Here is a 21,934-nt window from a genome sequence, read left to right as displayed (position 1 = left end):
GCTCCGCACGAGGTCGTGCGGAGCGGCGCCGGATCGGGTGTCAGGACATCACGCCGAGCGGTTCGCTCCCGGACCAGTCGTGACCCCAGTAACTGTCGGCGGTGATCTCCTCGGCGGTGTAGAACCGCTCGTCGACACGCATTCCGTCGGTGCCGAACTCGATGTCCCAGCCGCCGGGGGCCCGCACGTAGAACGAGACCATCTTGTCGTTGGTGTGCCGGCCCAGCGTCGACGACACCGAGTAGCCGTCACGCATCACCCGGTCGAGAGCCTGGCCGACCGCGTCGAGGGTGTCCACCTCCACCATGATGTGGATGAGACCGGGATCCTTGCCGGCGGGCACGGGCATGAGCGCGAGGCTGTGGTGCCGCTCGTTCACGCCGAGGAACCGGATGCGCATCGGGCCGAACTCCGGGGGCGCCGGCAGCCGGAACGCGCCGCGCGGCAGGAACCCGAGCACCTCGGTGTAGAACTCGAACGTCGCGTCCGGTGCCGTCACGGGAAGCACCACGTGACCGAGACCCATTGCGCCGGTGACGAATCGGGCACCGTGCGGGGTGACCACCGGGCTGTGGTCGAGCACCGCGCCGTGGAACACCTCGACGGACACACCCGACGGATCCTGGAACGCGATGACCTCCTCCACGCTGCGGGCGTCCGCCTCCTCCACCGACAGCGGCTTCACCGCGATACCGGCGGCCTCGACAGCGCTCTGCACCCGCAGCAGCGCCGCGTGATCGCGGACCTCCCAGCCGATGTCGACGATCCGATCGGTCTCACCCGGCACCACGACGAGCCGCGCCCGGCGTTCGTCGGTGCGCAGATACAGCGCCTCCGGGTCGGGGCCGCTGCCCTCGGCGAACCCCAGGACGTCGAAGGCGAACGTGCGCCAGCGGTCCATGTCGTTCGTCCGGATCTTGACGTAGCCCAGCGCTCTGATATCGCTCATCTTCTCTCCGAATGCTTCTCGTGTGGTCAGATCATCGCCCGCAGCGGGCCCTCGGGCTCGACCCCGAGACGGCTCAGCGAGGCGGCGTGGAACACGGTGCCGGGCACGTGAATCGCGTGGTGCAGGCCGGCGTGTGCGTCGCGCCAGAACCGCTGCATCGGCTTGTCCATGCGCAACGCATTGCCGCCGCACCGCGGGTAGATGCGGTCGATCGCGTTCACGGCCCGCCATGCCGCCTGCACCTGCGTCTGCCGTCCCGCGGCACGCTGCTCGAACGTCGGGGTCTTCCCCGAGTCGACGAGATCCCACATGCGATCGACGTTGGCCAGCAAGGTGTCCCGTGCGGCGCGCAGGTCGGCGACGGCCTCGCCGATCGCGAACAGTGTGTACGGGTCGTCCTTGACGGCCGTGCCCTGCGGGTTGATCCGGGCCGACTGGTATTCGTCGGCGTGCAGCACCAGGCCCTCGCAGATGCCGATGGTGGCGGACGTGATGCCGAGCGGGAACATGTTCGACCACGGCATCAGGTACAGCGTCTCGGTGCGGCCGTAGTTGCGGGCCGCGGTGCCGTCGATGACCTCGTCGCAGTCCATCACCCGGTAGTCGGGGACGAACGCGTCCTGCACCACCACGTCCTTCGAGCCGGTTCCGCGCAGGCCCACCACGTCCCACGAGTCCTCGACGATCTCGTAGTCGCTGCGGGGGATGATCACGTGCAGCATGCGGGGCGGCATCTCCACGCTGCCGTCCGCGTTGCATGCCATCGCGCCGAGGAACGCCCAGTCGCAGTGGTCGGTGCCGGAGGAGAACTGCCAGCGGCCGGAGAACTTGTACCCTCCGTCGACCGGGATGCACATGCCGGCCGGCATGTACGGCGAGGCCATCCACGTGTCCTGGTCCTCGCCCCAGACCTCCTGCTGCACGCGGGGATCCGCGAACGCCAGCTGCCACGGATGCACACCGACGATGCCGTGGATCCATCCCGCGGACGGATTGAGCGCCGCGGTGCGCATGACGGTCTCGGCGAACTCGCGCGGGTGGGATTCGAAGCCGCCGTGCTCCTTCGGTTGCAGCATGCGAATCGAGCCGGCCTCCTTCATCCGCTTCGCGGTGCCGTCGGCCAGACGCCCGATACGATCGGCTTCGATGCCCTCGGTGAACAGCTCGTCCGCCATCGCGTCGATCTGCTTGCGTACTTCGTAACTCATGGTCGTATTCCTCGGGTTCGGGTATCGGGGCCGGCCGTTCAGGCGACCGGCTCGTTGAGGGAATCGGATCGGGCAGAGATGTTCTCGGCCATCTCCTTCTCCCAGTGGACTGCCGACCTGGTGGTGTCGATGACGAATTCGAACCGGTTGGTCATGTCCTCGGTGACATCGGCGACGTCGACGTAGAACTGCTGGTACCAGCGGCGCAGCTGGTAGACCGGGCCGTCCTCGTCGCACAGCAGCGGGTTGTCGATCTTGGCCTTGTTCTTCCAGATCTCGACGTCCTGCTCGAACGTCTTCTCCGTGCCGCTGCCGAAGTACGCGGCCATGCCGTTCGCCTCCTCGGCGGACATGCCGGGCAGGCGCTTGACCATGACGCCGTACTGCAGCACGAACGAGTTCGGGGTGACCGGGTAGTGGCAGTTGATCAGCACCGTCTCGACGGTTCCTGCCTCGGTCTCGCTCCACAGCTTGTCGATCATGTAGGACGGGCCGTAGTACGACGCCTCCGACCGCGACACATTGTCGGAAGCACCGAAGTCGAGGTCGAGCTCGACGTCGTGGCGCTGCGTGAACGACATGTTCTGCGTGGCGATGTGGCCTTCGAAGATGTTCTCGAACGAGCGCGGCACACTCAGGTGGACGTAGAAGAAGTGCGCCATGTCCACGACGTTGTCGATGATCTCGCGGCAGTGCGAGCCCTCGATGAGTACCGAGTTCCACGACCAGTCCGACCATTCGTCGGTGCCGGCGCCCTCGATCTCGGGGATGGTGACGTGCTCCGGCGGCGGGTTGCCCTCGGGGTCGTGCCACACGAACAGCTGCTGATTGCGCTCGAGCGTGATCCACGCGCGGGTCTTGGCGAGCGGCGGGACGCGGCGCGCGTACGGGATCCCGGTGCAGCGACCGTTGCCGCCCCAGCGCCAGTCGTGGAACGGGCATGCGACGGAATCGCCCTTGATCTCGCCCTGTGCGAGATTGCCGCCCATGTGCCGGCAGTAGGCGTCGAGGACCTTCAGTTCGCCCGCGCTGTCGGCGAACACGACGAGGCTGGTACCGAACGCGTCGACCTGGTGCGGCTTACCGTCGCGGTAGGTGCGTGCCAGGCCGAGGCAGTGCCAGCCGCGGGCGTAGCGGTCGGGCGCGGCGTCGGCCTCGATCGAGCGGATCTCGTCGTCGGGGGTGGTGCTGGTCTGCGTCATGGTGACCTCCGGACCGGATGGGAGTGATGCCGGTCATGGTGGGTGACCGCGGGAACGGCGAAACAGGGATCGTCCCGCCACGCGGAACACTTTCTGCCGGACCGGTCTCGCGTCCCGCTACGCGGGAGGTCGCCTTCACCGGCGGTGGAGCGCTGTGCCACCGTCGGCTTGCGCAGCACTTCCGCACCCACATCCTCGTATTCCCGAACGCCTCATCACCTGCCTGCACTCGATGGTCTACGACCGTTCGCTCATCACCGACGAACTCGTCGAGGAACGGTGGCGGCAGGCCACCGACCCGGCGATGCTGGAGAGCGCTCGGCGGATGTACAGCCGAGCCGCATTCGTGGCCCCCATGAAACGGCACGGGGGTCACGACAGCACCCCGTGACGCAGTTCGGTCTTCCTCACCCGCGACGAACAGGGCTCTCGGTGACCGAGAGGTGTCATTGCATTGCGGGCGGCTGTGAAGCCGTCCGGGGCCGGAGATTCGAATTCTCCGGCCCCGAACGGGCTCGGGTCAGTGCACGGGTACGGACCCGTCCAGGACACACCGGGTACCGGTGAAGATGGTGGGCATGCACTTGTTGCAGTGGATGCAGAGTGATCGATGCTCCGGTTCGGCGGCGATCCGATTGACCAGGTCCGGTTCGCGGAGCAACGCCCGTGCCATCGCGACGAACTCGAAGCCTTCGGCCATGGCCGTGTCCATTCCGGCCCGGTCGGTGACCCCGCCGAGCAACACGAGCGGCAGTTTCACCGCTGCGCGGACCTGTCGTGCCTGTTCCAGCATGAACAGGTCCCGGTAGGGATAGGACTTGAGGAAGTGTTTGCCGACCAGCTTCATGCCGGTACGCACAGGCTCGCGCATCGCCGCCGCGAATTCGCGCAGGGGAACGTCACCCTTGAACAGATACATCGAGTTCAACAAGGAGCTGCCCACGGTGAGCTCGACGGCATCGAGCGAGCCGTCCTCCTCGAGCCACTGCGCCACCTGGACGGCTTCATCGAGCCAGAACCCGCCCGGAACACCGTCGTCCATGTTCAGCTTCGCCAGGATGGCGATCTTCCCGCCGACTGCGTCCCGCACCGTACGGGCCGTCTCCCGCACCAGGCGGGCGCGGTTCGCCAGCGACCCGCCGTACGCGTCGTCTCTCCGGTTGATCTTCGGACTCAGGAACGAACTTGCGAAATAGTTGTGGCCGAAGTGGATTTCGACTGCGTCGAAGCCGGATTCGACGGCGAGGCGGGCCGCATTCCCGTGGGCCAGACGGATCCGTTCGATGTCGCCGAGTGTCGCCGCGTGGACGGTGCGCATCCCGAGCGGATTGAACTGCCTCGACGGCCCGAGCGCGGGCAGTCCGTTGCTGGCCTCGTTGGCCACGGGACCGGCGTGGCCGATCTGGGCCGAGGCGGCAGCGCCCTCGGCATGGATCGCATCGGTCAGGCGCCGCAGTCCGGGCACCGCGTCCGGGCGCATCCAGATCTGGTTCGCCTCCGTTCGGCCTTCCGGTGCCACGGCGCAGTACGCAACCGTGGTCATACCGACGCCGCCCGCTGCGGGTCGGCGGTGGTACTCGATGAGATCGTCGGAGACGAGCGCGCCGGGCGTGGCGGCTTCGAACGTGGCTGCCTTGATGATGCGATTGCGCAGCGTGATCGGACCCAACGTCGCGGGCGCGAGCACGTCGGGGATGTCACGGGTGGTCATGGGGACTCCTGGTCGAGCGGTCGGCGGCGGGACAACTGCGCTGGCTCGTTGCAGATCAGCGCTGAACCATGTCGGTCGGCGCCCAGAAGGCGCGCATGCCGGTGATCCGACCGCGATCGTCGAATGTCATCACGTCGATCGGCTCGATTTCGTACGTCCGGGCGCCGGCCTTCGTGGTGACGCGGAAATGGAACGCGGCATTCGGTCCGCTGATCCGGAGGGTGAGCAGTTCGGTCGTGTTCTCGGTGCTCTCGATGCCCTTGTAGAAGTCGGTGATCGCTGCACGTCCGACGCGCGGCTCGCTGCCTACCGGGTCCTCGAGGACGGCGTCGTCGGCGTACAGCGCGGCGACCTCGGCGGCGCGGCCGGAAGCCACCGCTGCGAGATAGGCATTCACGGTCGCACGAATGCGCTCCGTCAGGTCGGCTGCCTCGGAAGTTGTCATGATTGCTCCTGTGACGTCGCGAGGATGGGATGGATTTGCCGACGCTATCCGGGGCGGTCCTGGATGAACGGTCCCCTTCCCACGCAGCGGGAGATTGCGGCCCGACGTCGTCCATCGTCGTTGTTACGCTTTCGTGGTGTCCGATACCGATGCCGAGCGATATCCCGCATTACCCGCGACGAGCTGGGCGGTGCTCGGGATGCTCTCGTTCGGGGAGGAACTGACCGGCAATGATCTGAAGAAGTGGGCGGATTGGAGTATCGGCTTCTACTACTGGAGCCCTTCGGTCAGTCAGGTCTATGCGGAACTCAAGAAGCTCGAAACGCTCGGATTCGTGCAATCCCGTGTGGTGAGCGAACCCGGAACCCGAGGCCGGCGTGTCTACTCGATCACCGAGGCCGGCATCGGAGCGGTGCGGACGTGGTCGCGTGAGGCGCCGGTGGAGATTCCCGTGCTCAAGCACGGCGTCATGCTCCGGATGTACATGGGACATCTGAACGATCCGGAGCAGCTGAAGGCCATCGTGCGCGACCATATCGTGAATCTCGAAGACAAGTTGCGCCGAGCCGGTGAGCACGCGGATCACTCCGATCGTGAACCGGGCTGGGCATTCTCGCAGATGAGCCTGCGGTGGGCAGAGCGCTACTTCCGGGCCGAGATCGATCTGTCTCGACAGCTCCTCGACGACATCGACGCCGCGGCAGCACGTTTCGCGAGCAGCGACGTCGACGGGTTCGGGATACCTCGCCCGCGGACGCCCGGTAGCTGGAGAGGGATGTCGGACGGCCTCGCCGCGGTCGAGCGCGGCGAGGCCGTCTCCGACGAAGAATAGGCGCGGTCAGGCGTACTGCGGTTGGCGCGCATCGGCAGTCGGATGCAGATGCCGGCGACGCTGAAGCGTCGGAGTGACGTGATTCCGGTCGAGCGTGCGCCAGATGGCGGTGGCCGTCATCCGGACGGGGGAGGTCAGCCGATGGTCGAAGCGCAGATGAGGCAACGGGCCACACACCGACACCGCGGCAACCGCGGAGCCGATCGGGCCGATCGGAACCGCGATGCACCCGAATCCCGTGAGGGATTCTTCTTTTTCGAAGGCGACCCCGTTCTCGCGAATGTCGTCGTAGTCGTGACCGGGGGTGCCTGTGTAGGCGAGTAGTGCCTTGCCGAGCGCTGTGCTGTGCGCCGGTCGTCGACCGCCGATGCGCGTGGGAACGGCGGACACCAGCCGTCCACCGAGCTTTTCGATGTAGACGACATCGTCGCCGTCGAGGACGGCGAGGTGTACGACGAAACCGGTGAGGCGTTGCAGTTCCTGCAGATGAGGTAGAGCGATGGCGTGCAGCCGGTCCTGGTGGACGGCCAGCGAGCCGAGTTCCATCAACCGCAATCCCAGGGTGTAGTCGCGTCCCTCGCGGTGGAGCCATCGCATCGAAACCAGCCGTTCGAGCATGCGATGGGCCGACGAGCGGGGTAGGCCCGTTCGATGCACGATCTGGGTGAGTGTGAGACGACCGGCACCGTCGAACGCGTCGAGCAAGAGGCCGACGCGGTCGAGTACTGCGCTGGGGGTCGTATGGTCGGCTCCGACCTGGATCGCCATGGATACTCCTACAGCCGAGGCGCTGCTGACGCTTCTACGTGGGTGTTTCGATTAGGAATAGTGCCACACGAAATCGGCGTTGTGAAGCAGGTCACTGATCTGGGTCGGGTGGAGTATCCGACGGCGGCCGCCACCTCTAGTCGCTCGGGCCGCCGTCGCTTCCCGGATCGAGGACGGCGCCGTCGAGGGCGCAGAACGTGTGACACACGCGATCGCGTACCACGACCTCCGTGCACTCGGGGTCGAACCAGCGGTCCACCACGCCCCAATGGATCGGATGGTCGAGATATTGGCCCATGAGAGAGGCGTGGTCGGAGAACTCCTGCTCCCATACATGGGTCCAGGCGGTGGGACCCACCGAATCCTCCACACGACTGAGGCGCCAGGAGACTATCGACTCGATGTACCCGGGCATCTTCAGCAGGTCGCGCTCGAATCGCTCGATGGTCGCTTCCGGTGTGCCGGGAGCGACGCGCAGCAGTAGCGCGCGGTAGACGGTCCGAGATGCGTCCGGACGCGACTGGGCCCGACCCGGGTGGTACTGCACGCCGTCCAGTCGCGCGACGACGGGTGAGCCGAGGGTCGCGTCCAGGGTCTCGATCGCACCGGCCGCCTCGTCCGCCGACGCAAACCGGAGATGAACGAGCAGATCTCCGCCGTTGATCACACCCGGCAGGGTCGGGGACACGAGCCGGCGCAGTGCCCCGAGTTCCTTCACTGCGAGCCGGACGTTCTCGGTGTACTCGGCGCGATCCGAGAAATCGGCGGTGGCGTCGAAGTGGACGACGCGAGTCACGTTATACATCGTTCAATCCCTCGACGTCGTCGGCGTGGGCAGCCATGGTCCGGGAGCGCTCCACGATCAGTTCGTCCATGCCCGACCACCACTCGCCGAGGCCGGGGTCGCGGCGGCTCTGACGGGTCATCTCCCACCACGAGTGGACACCGTCGACGGTCCAGGTGATGGTGACGGTATTGGAATCGTCGTCGAACCACACCGGCGGGCTGACGAGAATCCGGTCGAGTGTCATACCGCGTCGGCGGCCACCCGGAACGTACTCTGCGACATACGCCTCCACAAATCGTCGCGCACATCCTGGTTTGGTGACCACTCGGTCGATCACGTATATCGTCTCGTCTGCCATACCGCGGACGCTACGGCCGTCGAAAGCGCCGGGGAGGGCCTTCTCCCACTTCGCGGGAGAAGTTCCGTAGGCGGAGGGCGGGGCACGCACCGAATTCCGTGCGTGTCCCGCCCTCCGCGTGGAAGCCGCGTCCCCTTGTGACTTCGACTGCTGTGCAACATATTTACTCGAGCATCGAGATCCTCGGCCGTACGATCGTCAAGGTTCGGGGACGTGGGGGAGGTGCATCAAGCGGAAGTGGCCGAGGGCTCGGCGTTTTCGGGTGCAGTTTCCTCGGCACCACCCGTCTGCTCCGGCCGAGCGATGAACAGGCAGACGACGGCCACGACGAGCGAGCACGCGATGAACCACCCCACAGCCAGATCGAACGCCGACAGGGCGGGCGCGGTCGTTCCCGGCACGGTCCACAGGGAGAGCATGACCGACACGATGGCCACCCCCACGGCGGAGAACGCTTGCCGCGCAGTGGACAAGACTCCTGTCGTGACGCTCGTGACCTCCTCGGGGACGGATTCGATGACGATCTTCGGGTATCCGGTGTAGGCGAATGCCGTTGCGACGGCGGCGACGGCGAAAACACCCATCATCACCGGCAACGACTTGTGGCCGAAGTAGATCATCAGGTTGGCGACGGCGAACAGGACGGCGCCGATGAAGAAGGCGGTCCTACCGCCTCATCGACCGGCGACCACCCCGGCTATCGGAGAGGCGCCGAATCCCACAATCGCGCCGATGCCGGCCACGAGCCCCGTCACGGTTGCCGACATGCCGAGTCCGACGGGCAGCGACGTCGGAGACTGCAGGATCATCGGCGTGACGATCTGCACCGCCCCGACGGGACCGAGAGCCAGCACCGAGAGTCCGATCAGGTTCAGCGACATCTGCCTGTTCGTCAGCACCCGCAGATCGACGAGGGGTTCGCGCCGGCGCATCTCCCAGACGGTCCACACCGCGAGAACACCGATGCCGATGACGATCAGTCCGACGACCCCGATACTCGTCCAGCCCCACTTCGGTCCTTGCGTGATGCCGAAAAGGAGAGCGGTGAGACCCGGCGTCAGCAGAGCAGCGCCGATGTAGTCGAAGCTCGGTAGCTCGGCAGGAGTGTGGGAGCCCGGAAGCGCGAACGCAGCGACGATGGAGGCCACAACGGCGAGAACCGCCGCGAAGACGAAGATCATGTGCCAATCCGCCACGTCGAGCAGGAGCCCTGCGATCAGCGAACCCCCCGATCCCGCGAGAAGCGCGGCACCGCTGATGAATCCGACCGCGAGAGAGACCTTGCCGGCCGGCAGCGCTTCACGGGCGATGCCGTAGCAGAGCGGAAGAATCGCGCCGGCGGCACCCTGCACACCGCGGCCGACGATGATCGCTCCCACCGAGTCACCGAAGACGCTGATCACCGAACCGAGGGTGGACACCAGCATCACGAGGATGAGAACCTTCTTCCGCCCGTACATGTCTCCGAGCCGGCCACCGACAAGAGCGGCCGTTGCCGCCACGAGCATGTAGGCGGTCACGGCCCACCCGGTCGTGGACGCAGGCGCCTCGAAGATCTCGCTGAACCGTGGCAGTGCGATGAAGATCATGCCGGCCTCGAAGGCACTCAAGCATTCCGCGAGGACGAGCGCGGTGATGATCAGGGCCGTCGATCTCGATACTGCGGAACCGTCGATCGGACCGGTCGGCAACCGGAGTGAGGGATCTGACATCGATTGTTCTCCTGGGATGAGGTGAATACGGCTTCGCCGCCCGACACGGCGAAGCTGTTGTGATCGGTCACACACACGAGGTGCGAATCATGTGCCGGGGCGAGTGTCTGCGGTCGTTGCCTCGATCGCTGCCGGTTTGGACCACTCAGTGGGAGGAATGCTCCCGTCGGGTGTCGGGGCGGTGAGACCGTGCGGCCGCAGTGTCCGTGAGACCCGAGGAGATTCAGATGCTTGCCGAAACGGTTCGTCCCGTCCTCGAATCCGAGATCGCAGAGTGGGATCTCGAGGCCGACGTCGTCGTCGCAGGATACGGAATCGCGGGTGCCGCAGCCGCGATCGAGGCCGCCCGTGCGGGAGCCGAGGTGCTCGTGCTCGAACGGTCGGGAGGCTGGGGCGGTGCCGCCTCGATGGCAGGCGGATTCATCTATCTCGGTGGTGGGACACCGCTTCAGAAGGCGTGCGGGTTCGACGACACGGTCGAGAACATGAAGGCGTTCATGAAGGCCGCACTCGGTCCGGCCACCGATGACGAGAAGATCGATGCCTACTGCGAAGGCAGCGTCGAACACTACAACTGGCTGGTCGACGCGGGCGTTCCGTTCAAGGAGGAGTTCTGGGGCGAGCCCGGATGGGAGCCGGCGCACGACGAAGGGCTGATGTACTCCGGGGGAGAGAACGCGGCACCGTTCAGGGACCTGATTCCTCCGGCACCGCGCGGGCATCTTCCCCGGATGGACAACAAGAAGACCGGGGAACGTGGCGGTGGGTACATGCTGATGAAGCCGCTGGTCGAGACGGCCGAGAAGCTGGGTGTGAAAGCCGAATACGACGTCCGGGTCCAGACCGTGGTCGTGGACGAGGGTGGGGCGGTCACAGGTGTGGTCGCGCGACGGTACGGCCGGACGATCACCGTTCGTGCCCGTCGCGGCGTCGTCCTGGCCATGGGAAGTTTCGCTTTCGACGAGGCGATGGTGCGCGATCACGCACCTGTCCTCGTGGGGCGGCCGGGCTCTGCGATCGAGGCCCACGACGGTCGGGCCATCCGGATAGGGCAGGCATTGGGCGCCGCCACGGTACACATGGACGCTGCGGAGGTTGCTGTTCACGCCGCACCGCAGTTGATGGTCCGGGGGATCCTCGTCAACGCACACGGGCAGAGATTCATCGCGGAGGACACCTACCCGGGCAGGATCGGGCAGGCGATGCTGTTCCATCAGAACAACGAGGCCTTCCTGATCATCGATCAGCAGGCGTACGACGAAGTGCTGGGGCCGGACGCAACAGGTACTGCGAGGCGGCCGGAACCGACCTGGGTATGCGAATCCGCCGATGAGCTCGAGGAGGAAATGGGACTGCCGGCTGGTGCCTTGACCTCGACAGTGAACGTCTACAACGCCCATGCGGCGGACGGGTCCGATCCGTTGTTCTCCAAGGATGCGAAGTGGGTACGGCCCATCCGAACGCCGATTGCGGCATTCGATCTGCGTGGAATGACGTCGGGATTTCCCTTGGGAGGTTTGAAGACCAGTGTCGACTCGGAAGTACTCCATGTTTCGGGGGAGCCCATTCCCGGGCTCTTCGCCGCCGGACGATGCACCGCCGGCGTATGTGCCGGTGGTTACGCCAGTGGCGCCAGTCTGGGTGACGGTAGCTTCTTCGGGCGTCGCGCCGGGATGAGCGCTGCACGGAGATAGGAGAGCCGATCCAACGCGACTCCACCGAATCGCGGAGTTCTGCAACGTACGTCGTTGTGAGGCTCCGCGATTCGGTGCTGTCCACGGCAGTGGATTTCGCACACTCCCGGTTATGACAGCGATGGTCACCGCGAGATTCTTTATAAGGAAACATCTTTCGTGGTGCGATGGTGCTGGGGTCTCGAAAGGGTGCCCTCCGGGGTGTCCGCGAATATCGCGGTGTGCCTATCTCTCTCGGTCATCGGCGAAGCTCTCGGTCCCCTCTGATCGAGTATCCCGTTCAATGGGAGACCCCCCTCCGCCGGAGAGCTTCGCACTCACATAATTCAGCACCCGGATGCGACGTGATGTACCTCACTTTCAGCACTCGATATGCCCGGTACCACGCTCGCCTCCATAGTCATCCTCGGTGAAGGAGTCACATTATGAATCCACGCGGTCGGAATCGGCGGTTGCGGACCGTTGCCGGTGCGAGCGCTCTACTGCTTGCCGGAATGCTGGGCACTGCTGCATGTGCCGGCGACGAATCGGACGGAGGGAGCGCAGCGGCCGGTTCGACGTCCGCGCTGCCGAGCAATCCGGCGACCGGAGAGCCGGTGAAGATCGGGTTCGTCTCCACCGAGGGTGGTGCGGCGGTGTCGCTGCCGGAGATGCGCGAAGGTGCGGAGGCCGCGGTCGAATATCTCAACAACAACGGCGGTGGGCTCGCGGGTCGTCCGATCGAGCTCGTGGTGTGCAAGCAGCAGGAAGAGCCGACGTCGGCGACCGCTTGCGCGAACCAGTTCGTCGAGCAGAAGGTTGCCGCGGTCCTTTCTCCCGGAACCTCCCAGGGGCCGGCGATCGTTCCGATCGTCATCGGTGCGGGGATCCCGTACGTGACTCTCAACGGCGTCTCGGCCGTCGAACTTATGTCGCCGGAGGTCGCGGCGCTGTCCGCAGGTCTGCCCGGAACGTTGACGGCGGCCGCGACCGCGGCGCAGCAGGAGGGCATGTCGAAGTTCACGATGTTCGCCAGTGACGGCGGTGGCATCGCAGGCATGATCGACCAGATGGGCAAGCCGATCTTCCAGGGGTTCGGGGTCGAACTCGAGGTGGTACCGGTACCGCTCGGTACACCGGATCCCACGCCTGTCGTCGCGGCCGGACTGACGAGCAACCCCGACGGCGTGAGCTTCATCGGCGATGCAGCCACCTGTACCTCGGTGCTCAAGGCAGTTCAGACGACCGCGCCGACGGTGAAGAAGGTGCTGATCCCGACCTGCCTCGACGAAAATGTCGTCAAGGCGATCGGTATCGACACGGTCGAAGGCAACATCGGCATCACCGCCACGGATGCGTTGTCCGACCGGCCCGATACGGTGCTGTTCCGGTCGATCTTCGCCGAGTACGCCCCCGACCTGTCGCCGACCGGCTACGGCTCGACCGGCTACCAGACGGTGATGGCCCTCGCCGGCGCAGCATCCAGCATCTCGGGTGAGGTGAACGCTGCGTCGATCCAGGAGGCTCTGCGTACCGCTGCGAACGTCGAGATGCCTGCCGGTGGCGGAATCACCTTTACATGCAACGGAACTGCGTTCCCGATGATGCCGTCGATCTGCTCCGGACAGATGCTGATCGGTGAGATCAACGATCAGGGCATCCCCGTGAACCTCACGGTCACCGGCTGACGGATCCGTATCCCCAGAAGGAAATTTCATGACCGACCATCTCGCCTATCTCGTGCTGGGTCTCGGCAACGGAGCCGTGTACGCCGCAATCGGACTGGCACTCGTGATGACGTTCAAGAGTTCCGGCGTCGTCAACTTCGCCACCGGAGCCGTGGCCCTCTACACCGCCTATACGTACGCGCTGCTGCGCACGGGTGAGCTGATGGTCCCGATCCCGGGGCTACCCCGAACGATCGACCTCGGTCGACCGCTCGGGGTGGCACCGGCCATGGCCGTGTCGTTGGCAGTCGCGGCTCTGCTGGGGGTTCTGTTCTACGCATTGATCTTCCGGCCGATGCGCACGGCACCGGTGATCGCCAAAGCGGTGGCATCCATCGGACTGATGATCGTGCTCCAGGCTGTGATCGCGCTTCGGGTGGGCACCGAGATCGTCGCCGTCGAACCGATATTCGCGCTCGACAGCATTACGATCGGTTCTCGTCAAGCTCCGACGGACCGGATCTGGCTTGCCGTCGCAGTCGTCGCGATCGCGGTTCTGGCTGCGCTGGTGTTCCGCTTCACCCGCTTCGGAATCGCGACGGAGGCGGCGGCCGAGTCGGAGAAGGGTGCCTACCTGACGGGGTTGTCGCCGGATCGGATCGCGTTCAGCAACTGGGCGCTGTCGTCGGTCGTCGCCGGCCTCGGCGGAATTCTCATAGCTCCGATCGTTGCACTGAATCCCGTTGCCTACTCGATGTTCATCGTCCCCGCACTCGCGGCGACGCTCGTCGGGAACTTCAGCTCGATCTGGCTGACCGTCGCAGCGGGCATCGCGATCGGCTCGTTGCAGGCGGAAATGACGAACCTGCAGGTCACCTTCGACTGGTTTCCGCACGCGGGTATGGCCGAGGCCATCCCGCTGCTGTTGATTCTCGTATTCCTGGTCGTCAAGGGGCGGCCCCTACCCGACCGCGGCAGCGTCGTCCGGCAGCGACTCGGCCACGCCCCACGCCCCGATCGGATTCTCGCGCCGGCGATTCCGGCCGTCGCGGTCGCCGTGGTCGCGATGCTGGTCACCGGCGGCAGCTATCGCGCCGCGATCGTCAGCAGCATCATCTTCGCGGTGATCGCTCTGTCCCAGGTCGTCGTCACCGGGTACACGGGACAGGTCTCCCTGGCGCAATTGACACTCGCGGGCGTCGGCGCCTACTCGATCAGCGTTCTGAACAACCACCTCGGAATACCGTTCCCCTTCGCGCCGCTGATCGGCGCACTGTTCGCGACGGTCATCGGCATTGTGATCGGTCTGCCGGCCCTGCGGGTACGGGGACTGCCGCTGACCGTCGTCACCCTGGCGCTGGCAGTGTTCCTCGAAGCATTCTGGTTCCGGAACCCGCAACTCAACGGCGGTGTCGCAGGTGCTCCGGTCGACACCCCCCGACTGTTCGGATTCGACCTCGGAATCGGTGCGGGAGAAGACTATCCGCGTCTCGCATTCGGTCTGATGTGCCTGTCCGTGCTCGTTGCGGCCGCCCTCGGCGTCGCGTGGGTTCGGCGCAGCAGGCTCGGGACCGACATGCTGGCGGTCCGGGCGAACGAGCGTTCCGCGGCGGCGTCGGGGATCAACGTTCCGCGCACCAAACTGGCGGCCTTCGCGATCGGTGCGTTCCTCGCCGGCCTCGCCGGTTCTCTCATGGCGTACCAGCAGACGTTGGCGACACCGGAACCGTTCACCGTCTTCCTCGGTATCACCTTGTTCGCCGTCATGTACATCGCGGGGATCACCTCCGTCACCGGTGCCGTCCTCGCCGGACTCATTGCGCCGGGCGGCGTTCTGTACCTTTTCGTCGACCGGTTCCTGAACCTCGGCGAGTACTACGCGGTGATCAGCGGCATCCTGCTCATCGTCACCATCATGTTCAATCCGGACGGGATCGCAGGCAAATTGCCCCGGATCCCGCTGCCCACCCTGAGGAAGTCGTCCTCGGGCCCGGTCCCCGTAGAGGGAACAGCCACCGCAGCGGTGCGGTCGTCCTCGCCCGTCGTGGGCGAACCGATTCTGTCGGTACGGGATCTGAGCGTGCACTACGGGGCGGTGCAAGCGGCATCGGACGTGACCTTCGACGTTTGTGCAGGGGAGATCGTCGGTCTCATAGGTCCGAACGGCGCGGGGAAAACCACCGTCGTCGACGCGATCACCGGTTTCGCGCCTGCGAGCGGCACGGTCGTTCTGGACGGCACGGACATCGGGGGCCTGCGGCCGCATCGGCGCAGCAGGCTGGGACTCGGCCGCAGTTTCCAGGACGTGGAACTGTACGACGACCTGTCCGTCGCCGAGAACGTGACGGTGGGCGCGGCCAGATCGGGATCCGACCACGACACAGCGGACCGAGTACGGGCAGTCCTGGACACGGTCGGACTCGGAGACGTCGCAGACGCCGAGGTATCGACCCTCTCTCAGGGACAGCGTCAGCTCGTCTCTGTCGCGCGTGTCCTCGTCTCGTCGCCGAAGGTCGCGTTGCTCGACGAACCGGCAGCGGGGCTCGACGGCGCGGAGAGCCGTCGGCTCGGTGAACGGCTTGTCGATGCCCGCAATGCCGGAACATCGATCCTGCTCGTCGAACACGACATGGAATTGGTGCTCACCATCTGTGACCGCGTCGTCGTCCTCGACCTGGGAAGGGTCGTGGCATGTGGGCCACCGGACGAGATTCGGTCCGACGAGCGGGTGATCAGCGCATACCTCGGCGCCCCTGCCCGCGACGTGGATCCCGCTCTCGAAGCTGTCCCCGAGCTCGCTGCCGCACGCATCGACGAAACACAGGAGGCGAACTCGTGAACGGATTGACGATCAGGAATCTGTCGACCGGTTACGTTTCCGGCCGTCCCTGCGTCCGGGACGTGAGCCTGGAGGTGGACCGTGGGCAGATCCTGAGCCTGCTCGGCCCGAACGGCGCAGGCAAGACCACGCTGCTGCTGTCCCTGGCCGGTCTGTTGCCCCGATTCGATGGCGAGGTCGTCGTCGACGACCTGACCGTCGGCGGCGGTCGCCCACGCGAGGCGGTGCTGTCGGGGCTGGTTCTGGTCTCCGACGACCGTGCGCTGTTCCGGGGATTGACGACAACCGACAACCTGCGTCTGGCGGTCCGCGATCGGCGACGTCGACGCCGAGCACTCGACGAGGTGCTCGAGTACTTCCCGGCCCTGGAGAAGCGGCTCGGAGTCGCTGCCGGCCGGCTGTCGGGCGGCGAGCAGCAGATGCTCGCAATCGGACGCGCGATCCTGCAGCGTCCGAAGGTACTGCTCATCGACGAGCTGAGCATGGGGTTGGCGCCCGTCGTCGTCGACGAAATCCTGGCGGTGCTTCGCAGGCTGGCCACCGAGGAGGGAATGTCGGTGGTACTCGTCGAGCAGCACGTCCACCTTGCTCTCGGTGTCGCCGACCGTGCCGCTGTGCTGGTGCACGGCACCGTGGCACTGACCGATTCGGCGGAGGCGCTCCGAACCGAACCCGACCGGATCGAACGTGCCTATCTCGGGTCGTCGTCCCGCCCGCACGCCGGGATCTGAGAAGCCCGATCCCATGGTCGGGCCTCGACCCGGAGTCGGCATCGAGGATGGTGACCATTCAGCGGGAGGCACTCATCCGCCGCACATTTCCTGACCCTATCGTCCGTGATGAAAGTTGATGTGACGCAGTTCACGGCCCGGGCCCGTATTCATCGGGCCGGCGTTACTGCTCGTGGACCCTGCGCCCGCACGCCCTTACCGGAAGGACCGACATGACCGACGTAGTTGCCGATACCGCCGCCGCCGTCGCCGCGGCTGGTGCGCGTGTCATCGAACCCCGCAAGATCGCGGACGGCTTCTCATGGCCGGAGTGCCCGCGCTGGCACGACGGCATCCTCTGGTTCTCCGACATGTACACCGCGACCCTGAAAACCGTTGATGCCGAGGGAAATGTGGCGGTGGTCGTGGATGCGACCGGCCGCCGCGCCGGAACCGAGGTGCCGATCGTCCTGGGCGGATTCGGCTGGCTCCCGGACGGCCGGCTGATCGTCGTCTCGATGCACGAAAAGCTCGTCCTCGTCCACGGCGGGAACGGACCCGACGACCTCGAAGTCCTCGCCGACCTGTCCGCCTTCTCGCAGGCGGCTATCAACGACATGGTCGTCGACGCCGAGGGACGCGCATACGTGACGCAGCTCGGATTCGACCTGTTCGCCGGCGAGGAGCCGGTGCCCTCTCCGATCATCGTCGTCGAACCCGACGGTTCCGCGCACACCGCCGATGAAGTCGGACCGCTGCTGTGCGCCAACGGGATCGCAATCAGCTCGGACGGCACGAAGGTCTACACGGCCGAGGTGATGGCACAGAAGCTCACCGTGATCGATCGTGCCGCCGACGGATCGCTGTCGAATCCGCGGCTGTTCGCATCCTGCCCGTTCCTGCCGGACGGCATCGGGCTCGACGAGGAGGGCGGCGTGTGGGCGGCGATGCCCGGCAGCGGTTACGTGGCTCGTTTCACCGAGGAGGGGATGACGGATGCCATTCCCGTGCCGCTCGAGAACGGCGTCGCCTCGGCCTGCCTGCTCGGCGGTCCCGACCGCACGACCCTCTACATGACCGTCGGTGTCGAGGTTTTCGATTTCGACAAGTCTGCACGCGAGGCGCTGGGCACCATCTGGGTTGCCGACGTTTCGTCCCACGGCGGCGACACCCGCCCCTGACACCCACCGACACGACACGATTCGAGGAACATTCATGACAGCACTGGATTTCACCGACCGCGTGGTCGTCGTCACCGGCGCGGGACGCGGCATCGGTCGAGCACACGCCGAACTGCTCGCGTCACGTGGTGCCGCGGTCGTGGTCGGCGACCTCGGGTCGGCCATCGACGGTTCCGGAGTCGACGGCGACGATCCGGCCCGCGAGGTCGTGGACGCGATCACCGCAGCCGGCGGCAAAGCCGTCGCCTGCTCGGCCGACATCTCCACCGAGGACGGTGCCGTCGAACTCGTCGACACCGCCCTGTCGGCGTTCGGGCAGCTCGATGCTGTGATCAACAACGCGGGCATCGTGCGCACCGCGCCGTTCGACGAGGTTCCGTACGAGGAGTACCAGCGACATCTGGACGTGCACTACTTCGGTGCACTCCGCGTCTGCCGGGCCGCCTGGCCGCACCTGCTGAAGTCGCCGGCCGGGCGGGTGGTGAACACCATTTCCCAAGCGATGCTGGGTAATCCGGACATGTCGCACTACGGAGGGTCGAAGGGCGCACTGTTCGGTCTGACCCGCAATCTGGCGCTGGAAGGCCTGAAGTCGGGCGTGAAGGTCAACGCCATCGCCCCGGGTGCGGGCACCCGTATGGCAGAGGCGGCCGCGGACACCCTGTCCCCCGAGGTGATGGAGTACATGCGTACCCAGCTGCGGCCCGAGCACGTCGCCCCCGTCGCTGCGTACCTCGTGCACCCGACGTGCACCGTCACCGGTGAGGTCTTCAACGTCGCCGGCGGTATCGTCAACCGCCTCGCTATCCTCAACACCGTCGGGATCCACGATCCCGCTCTGACGATCGAGACCGTCGCCGAGCGGTTCGACGACATCATGGCGATCACCCCCGATGCCATCCCCCAGATCGTGGCTCCGGCACAGGTCCCGGCGACGTCCTGACCGGAACTTCCACGACATCGGCTCAGCCCCAGGAGAAGCACAGTGAGCTCTACCGAAGCCCCCACGACCACCACCGAGACCGAGGACACGGCCTACCCCTTCGGTCCGGTGAGTGTGAACGAAGCATCGCGAAGGTACGCCGCCATCGCCGCCGATCGGCCGATGACCAAAATGACGATGCCGTTCGGCGGTGACGTCTGGGTCATCCACCGAAACGCTGCCGCGCGGCAGATGCTCGGCGATCCCCGCTTCGTGCGCGAACCGTTCCGCACCGGTGAGCGGGTAGTGCCCTACTTCGTCGAGTTTCCCGAGTTCCTGAAGACCACACTGCAATTCGAGGATCCGCCGCAGCACACGAAGCTGCGCAAGCTCGTCCAGAAGTCCATCTCGCCGAAACGCGTACGCGCCATGCGGGAATCGGCAGTGGAGTTCGCAAACCACCTGATCGACGAGATGGTCGCCAAGGGGTCCCCGGCGAACCTGGTGCACGACTACGCTGTGGCTCTGCCGATCCAGATGCTGGCCAACCTTCTCGGGGTGCCGCCGGAGGACCGCCCGAAGTTCCAGAAGTGGAGCTCGGCGACCCTCGCGGTGGCGAACATGCCCGAGGAGGAGGTCGTCGCCAACATGACCGAACTCGTCGGTTACATGATGGCCCTGATCGACGAGCGGCGGAAGAATCCCCGGGAGGATCTGCTCAGCGACCTGACGAACGCCCAGCACAAGGACGACACCCTCACCGACGCCGAGATTCTGCCGATCGCCCTGGTGTTGATCATCGGCGGCTTCGACAACACAGCGAACTTCATCTGCTTCGGTGTGCTCTCGTTGCTGAAGAACCCGGAACAGCTGAAGATCCTGCTCGAGGACGTCGAAGGCGTCGCCCCGACCGCGGTCGAGGAGATCCTGCGGCACGGGCGAATGGCGTTCGGTGACACCGTCACCGGAGGCGGCGGTCTGGTGCCGTTCGTCGCAACCGAGGACGTCGAGATCGACGGGCACGTCATCGCCGCGGGTGAGGCCGTGCTGGTGGACCCGGCGTCGGCGAACCACGACGGGGTCGCGGTCACGGACGGTGAGAAGTTCGACGTGCGACGCGAGGGAAATCCGCACCTGACCCTGAGCTACGGGCTCCACCACTGCCTGGGTGCGCCGCTCGCACGGATGGAGATGCAGGTGGCCATCACGGAGCTGTTCAAGCGACTGCCGGGCCTCGCCCTGGTCGGCGAGCCGAAAGTGGACAAGAACAACCTCACCGAGCCGGTCGTCGACGTCCCGGTGACGTGGTAGGGACCTCGACATGCCGAAGGTCTTCTATACCCAACCCGACGGCTCGGAGCGTGTGATCGACGCAGCTGCAGGTGATTCCGTCATGTCGACGGCTGTCACCAACGGTGTGACGGGCATCGTGGGTCAGTGCGGTGGCACGCTCTCGTGCGCGACCTGCCACGTCTACCTCGCCGAGGACGACCTGAAGTACTTCGATCCTCCGACGGAGGACGAGGACGACATGCTGGACTGCACGGCGAGCGATCGCGAGGACACCTCGCGGTTGTCGTGTCAGCTGATCCTCCGCGAGGGTGTCGACGTCCACGTGACGGTGCCCGATGAGCAGGCGTGACGACAACGGTCGGGGCACCGGCGACCCGCCACTCGGCGTGGCGGTCGTCGGCGCCTCGCACGCGGCTGTGCACCTCGCCGACCGGTTGCGCGCCGGCGGTTACACGGGCCCGCTGACCCTGATCGGCGGCGAGCCTCACCTGCCGTATCAACGGCCACCGTTGTCGAAGGCGTGGCTGAAGGGCGACGGATCGGCCACCTCGCTGGTACTACGGGCCGAGAACCACTACGCGGACAACGGGATCGAGCTCCTGTCTGGCACCGTTGCGGAGAGGGCGGATCGGGACGGCGACGGCGTGACCCTGCAATTGCGCCGCGCCGACGGGTCCCGGGAGACACGCAGCTTCGACCGTCTGGTCCTCGCCACCGGCGCCCGCGCGCGCCGGTTGGCGATACCCGGTTCCGACCACCGTGACGTATTGGTCCTCCGCGAGCTCGACGACGCTCGGCGGCTGGCGGAGCGGATCGGCTGTGGACCGGTCGTGGTGATCGGCGGAGGCTTCATCGGTCTCGAGGTCGCGGCGACCCTCCGCGGCCTCGGCGCGGAGGTCACCGTGGTCGAGGCCGGACCCCGCCCGATGGGGCGGGCAGTCGGCTCGGGGACAGCCGATTTCCTGCTCGCCGCTCACGCGGAGATGGGTGTCGACATCGCCCTCGCTGCGGAACCGACGGAGATCGTCGTCGCCGGCGACCGCATCCGGGGGGTGCGGCTCGCCGACGGTCGTGAAATTCCTGCTGCGACCGTGCTTGTCGGTGTCGGGGCGGAGCCGCGTACCGAGCTGGCCGAACAATTGGGGCTCGAATGCGACCGCGGTGTCGTCGTCGACGAACAGTGTCTGGCATCGGACGGTCGCACGCTCGCGATCGGTGACTGCACGGTCCAGGTGTCCCGCGGCGGTGGCAGGGTCAGGCTCGAATCGGTCGACAACGCGATCGAGCAGGCGAATGCGGCCGCGGCGACGATACTCGGCCACGACGTTCCCCAGCGGCCGGCACCGTGGTTCTGGTCCGATCAGGGATCGTGGAAACTCCAGATCGTCGGGCGCGTCGACGAGAACGCCGACGTCGTGATCCGCAGCGACATCGGCAAACCCCAGCGACGCGTCACACTGTATTTCGCGGAGGACGCGCTGATCGCCGCGGAATGTGTCAATGCACCAGCAGATTTCGTGGCGGTGCGGTCGGCACTCGCGCGGGGGGTCCGCCCCTCACGGGACGAACTCGCGGACAACGGTGTTGCCCTGAAGAAGCTGCTTGCGGCTCTCGGCTAGGCAGGTGACACCGCGCAATCGGGGGAGGGGGGCAAAAGATGAGGCGGTGCGACCCGCA

General features: G+C 66.1%; 21 protein-coding genes. 11 read left to right on the top strand and 10 right to left on the bottom strand.

The window, feature by feature from the left end:
• Positions 1–40: 40 nt before the first annotated feature.
• Genes bphC through ACWDUD_RS29610 form a run of 3 tightly spaced genes read right to left on the bottom strand, consistent with a single transcriptional unit; the run spans position 41 to position 3,359 of the window.
• Positions 41–949 (bottom strand): biphenyl-2,3-diol 1,2-dioxygenase, encoded by a 909-nt coding sequence (gene bphC / locus ACWDUD_RS29620; protein WP_248672900.1) that lies wholly within the window; start codon positions 947–949, stop codon positions 41–43.
• Positions 950–975: 26 nt separating this feature from the next.
• On the bottom strand, positions 976–2,157 hold the full coding sequence (locus tag ACWDUD_RS29615) for an acyl-CoA dehydrogenase family protein (RefSeq protein ID WP_248672901.1): 1,182 nt from the start codon (positions 2,155–2,157) through the stop codon (positions 976–978).
• 38 nt (positions 2,158–2,195) lie between these two features.
• Positions 2,196–3,359 carry a Rieske 2Fe-2S domain-containing protein gene (locus ACWDUD_RS29610; protein WP_450111647.1) on the bottom strand — a complete coding sequence of 388 codons (1,164 nt, stop codon included), beginning with the start codon at positions 3,357–3,359 and terminating at the stop codon, positions 2,196–2,198.
• A gap of 232 nt (positions 3,360–3,591) precedes the next feature.
• Here ACWDUD_RS29610 and ACWDUD_RS29605 point away from each other — a divergent pair, with 232 nt between their 5' ends.
• Positions 3,592–3,750, top strand: a complete 159-nt coding sequence (locus ACWDUD_RS29605) for a hypothetical protein (RefSeq protein WP_450111646.1) — start codon at positions 3,592–3,594, stop codon at positions 3,748–3,750.
• 129 nt (positions 3,751–3,879) lie between these two features.
• Here ACWDUD_RS29605 and ACWDUD_RS29600 read toward each other — a convergent pair whose 3' ends face one another.
• Complete coding sequence (locus tag ACWDUD_RS29600; RefSeq protein WP_450111645.1) at positions 3,880–5,070, bottom strand: NADH:flavin oxidoreductase; 1,191 nt, start codon at positions 5,068–5,070, stop codon at positions 3,880–3,882.
• Between the two features lie 55 nt (positions 5,071–5,125).
• Positions 5,126–5,515 (bottom strand): nuclear transport factor 2 family protein, encoded by a 390-nt coding sequence (locus ACWDUD_RS29595; RefSeq protein WP_450111644.1) that lies wholly within the window; start codon positions 5,513–5,515, stop codon positions 5,126–5,128.
• Positions 5,516–5,714: 199 nt separating this feature from the next.
• Here ACWDUD_RS29595 and ACWDUD_RS29590 point away from each other — a divergent pair, with 199 nt between their 5' ends.
• On the top strand, positions 5,715–6,347 hold the full coding sequence (locus tag ACWDUD_RS29590) for a PadR family transcriptional regulator (RefSeq protein WP_197252081.1): 633 nt from the start codon (positions 5,715–5,717) through the stop codon (positions 6,345–6,347).
• Positions 6,348–6,353: 6 nt separating this feature from the next.
• On the opposite strand, the gene ACWDUD_RS29585 is transcribed toward ACWDUD_RS29590, so the two are convergent.
• The 5 genes from ACWDUD_RS29585 to ACWDUD_RS29565 all read right to left on the bottom strand — a co-directional run bounded on the left by ACWDUD_RS29585 (position 6,354) and on the right by ACWDUD_RS29565 (position 9,972).
• On the bottom strand, positions 6,354–7,115 hold the full coding sequence (locus ACWDUD_RS29585; RefSeq protein WP_197252059.1) for an IclR family transcriptional regulator: 762 nt from the start codon (positions 7,113–7,115) through the stop codon (positions 6,354–6,356).
• 136 nt (positions 7,116–7,251) lie between these two features.
• Positions 7,252–7,920 (bottom strand): Dabb family protein, encoded by a 669-nt coding sequence (locus tag ACWDUD_RS29580; RefSeq protein ID WP_197252058.1) that lies wholly within the window; start codon positions 7,918–7,920, stop codon positions 7,252–7,254.
• A complete protein-coding gene (locus ACWDUD_RS29575) occupies positions 7,913–8,260 on the bottom strand; it encodes a hypothetical protein (protein ID WP_197252057.1) in 348 nt (115 codons plus the stop codon). The genes ACWDUD_RS29580 and ACWDUD_RS29575 overlap by 8 nt, the downstream gene beginning before the upstream one ends.
• A gap of 227 nt (positions 8,261–8,487) precedes the next feature.
• The gene (locus ACWDUD_RS29570) at positions 8,488–8,880 is read right to left on the bottom strand and encodes a hypothetical protein (protein ID WP_450111643.1); all 393 of its coding nucleotides are present in this window, start codon (positions 8,878–8,880) and stop codon (positions 8,488–8,490) included.
• Positions 8,881–8,934: 54 nt separating this feature from the next.
• On the bottom strand, positions 8,935–9,972 hold the full coding sequence (locus ACWDUD_RS29565; RefSeq protein WP_450111642.1) for an MFS transporter: 1,038 nt from the start codon (positions 9,970–9,972) through the stop codon (positions 8,935–8,937).
• Positions 9,973–10,199: 227 nt separating this feature from the next.
• Here ACWDUD_RS29565 and ACWDUD_RS29560 point away from each other — a divergent pair, with 227 nt between their 5' ends.
• From ACWDUD_RS29560 to ACWDUD_RS29520, 9 genes are all read left to right on the top strand, one after another.
• A complete protein-coding gene (locus tag ACWDUD_RS29560) occupies positions 10,200–11,666 on the top strand; it encodes an FAD-dependent oxidoreductase (protein WP_197252056.1) in 1,467 nt (488 codons plus the stop codon).
• 425 nt (positions 11,667–12,091) lie between these two features.
• Positions 12,092–13,333, top strand: a complete 1,242-nt coding sequence (locus ACWDUD_RS29555; RefSeq protein WP_248672905.1) for an ABC transporter substrate-binding protein — start codon at positions 12,092–12,094, stop codon at positions 13,331–13,333.
• Positions 13,334–13,361: 28 nt separating this feature from the next.
• Positions 13,362–16,151 (top strand): ABC transporter permease subunit, encoded by a 2,790-nt coding sequence (locus ACWDUD_RS29550; RefSeq protein WP_450111641.1) that lies wholly within the window; start codon positions 13,362–13,364, stop codon positions 16,149–16,151.
• The gene (locus ACWDUD_RS29545) at positions 16,148–16,882 is read left to right on the top strand and encodes an ABC transporter ATP-binding protein (RefSeq protein ID WP_450111640.1); all 735 of its coding nucleotides are present in this window, start codon (positions 16,148–16,150) and stop codon (positions 16,880–16,882) included. The genes ACWDUD_RS29550 and ACWDUD_RS29545 overlap by 4 nt, the downstream gene beginning before the upstream one ends.
• 212 nt (positions 16,883–17,094) lie before the next feature.
• Positions 17,095–18,042, top strand: a complete 948-nt coding sequence (locus tag ACWDUD_RS29540; protein ID WP_450111639.1) for an SMP-30/gluconolactonase/LRE family protein — start codon at positions 17,095–17,097, stop codon at positions 18,040–18,042.
• A gap of 34 nt (positions 18,043–18,076) precedes the next feature.
• Positions 18,077–18,985, top strand: coding sequence for an SDR family NAD(P)-dependent oxidoreductase (locus ACWDUD_RS29535; RefSeq protein WP_450111638.1), 909 nt, complete (start codon positions 18,077–18,079; stop codon positions 18,983–18,985).
• A gap of 42 nt (positions 18,986–19,027) precedes the next feature.
• Entirely contained in the window at positions 19,028–20,275 is a 1,248-nt protein-coding gene (locus ACWDUD_RS29530) for a cytochrome P450 (protein WP_450111637.1), read from the top strand.
• 10 nt (positions 20,276–20,285) lie between these two features.
• Positions 20,286–20,606 (top strand): 2Fe-2S iron-sulfur cluster-binding protein, encoded by a 321-nt coding sequence (locus ACWDUD_RS29525; RefSeq protein WP_248672911.1) that lies wholly within the window; start codon positions 20,286–20,288, stop codon positions 20,604–20,606.
• Positions 20,593–21,876 (top strand): NAD(P)/FAD-dependent oxidoreductase, encoded by a 1,284-nt coding sequence (locus ACWDUD_RS29520; protein ID WP_450111636.1) that lies wholly within the window; start codon positions 20,593–20,595, stop codon positions 21,874–21,876. The genes ACWDUD_RS29525 and ACWDUD_RS29520 overlap by 14 nt, the downstream gene beginning before the upstream one ends.
• Positions 21,877–21,934: the final 58 nt, after the last annotated feature.

The organism is Rhodococcus sp. NPDC003382, from assembly GCF_053589135.1.
The sequence above is the reverse complement of the archived record's forward strand: the minus strand, read 5'-3'. Positions and strand labels throughout refer to the sequence as shown.

Bases quoted from the DNA above. Each gene is read 5' to 3' on its own strand.
- ACWDUD_RS29560 (WP_197252056.1), top strand. From the start codon at position 10,200: ATGCTTGCCGAAACGGTTCGTCCCGTCCTCGAATCCGAGATCGCAGAG.
- ACWDUD_RS29540 (WP_450111639.1), top strand. From the start codon at position 17,095: ATGACCGACGTAGTTGCCGATACCGCCGCCGCCGTCGCCGCGGCTGGT.
- ACWDUD_RS29610 (WP_450111647.1), bottom strand. From the start codon at position 3,359: ATGACGCAGACCAGCACCACCCCCGACGACGAGATCCGCTCGATCGAG.
- ACWDUD_RS29565 (WP_450111642.1), bottom strand. From the start codon at position 9,972: ATGTCAGATCCCTCACTCCGGTTGCCGACCGGTCCGATCGACGGTTCC.
- ACWDUD_RS29525 (WP_248672911.1), top strand. From the start codon at position 20,286: ATGCCGAAGGTCTTCTATACCCAACCCGACGGCTCGGAGCGTGTGATC.
- ACWDUD_RS29520 (WP_450111636.1), top strand. From the start codon at position 20,593: ATGAGCAGGCGTGACGACAACGGTCGGGGCACCGGCGACCCGCCACTC.
- ACWDUD_RS29575 (WP_197252057.1), bottom strand. From the start codon at position 8,260: ATGGCAGACGAGACGATATACGTGATCGACCGAGTGGTCACCAAACCA.
- ACWDUD_RS29595 (WP_450111644.1), bottom strand. From the start codon at position 5,515: ATGACAACTTCCGAGGCAGCCGACCTGACGGAGCGCATTCGTGCGACC.
- bphC (WP_248672900.1), bottom strand. From the start codon at position 949: ATGAGCGATATCAGAGCGCTGGGCTACGTCAAGATCCGGACGAACGAC.
- ACWDUD_RS29535 (WP_450111638.1), top strand. From the start codon at position 18,077: ATGACAGCACTGGATTTCACCGACCGCGTGGTCGTCGTCACCGGCGCG.
- ACWDUD_RS29580 (WP_197252058.1), bottom strand. From the start codon at position 7,920: ATGTATAACGTGACTCGCGTCGTCCACTTCGACGCCACCGCCGATTTC.
- ACWDUD_RS29570 (WP_450111643.1), bottom strand. From the start codon at position 8,880: ATGATCTACTTCGGCCACAAGTCGTTGCCGGTGATGATGGGTGTTTTC.
- ACWDUD_RS29600 (WP_450111645.1), bottom strand. From the start codon at position 5,070: ATGACCACCCGTGACATCCCCGACGTGCTCGCGCCCGCGACGTTGGGT.
- ACWDUD_RS29555 (WP_248672905.1), top strand. From the start codon at position 12,092: ATGAATCCACGCGGTCGGAATCGGCGGTTGCGGACCGTTGCCGGTGCG.
- ACWDUD_RS29605 (WP_450111646.1), top strand. From the start codon at position 3,592: ATGGTCTACGACCGTTCGCTCATCACCGACGAACTCGTCGAGGAACGG.
- ACWDUD_RS29550 (WP_450111641.1), top strand. From the start codon at position 13,362: ATGACCGACCATCTCGCCTATCTCGTGCTGGGTCTCGGCAACGGAGCC.
- ACWDUD_RS29585 (WP_197252059.1), bottom strand. From the start codon at position 7,115: ATGGCGATCCAGGTCGGAGCCGACCATACGACCCCCAGCGCAGTACTC.
- ACWDUD_RS29615 (WP_248672901.1), bottom strand. From the start codon at position 2,157: ATGAGTTACGAAGTACGCAAGCAGATCGACGCGATGGCGGACGAGCTG.
- ACWDUD_RS29590 (WP_197252081.1), top strand. From the start codon at position 5,715: ATGCTCTCGTTCGGGGAGGAACTGACCGGCAATGATCTGAAGAAGTGG.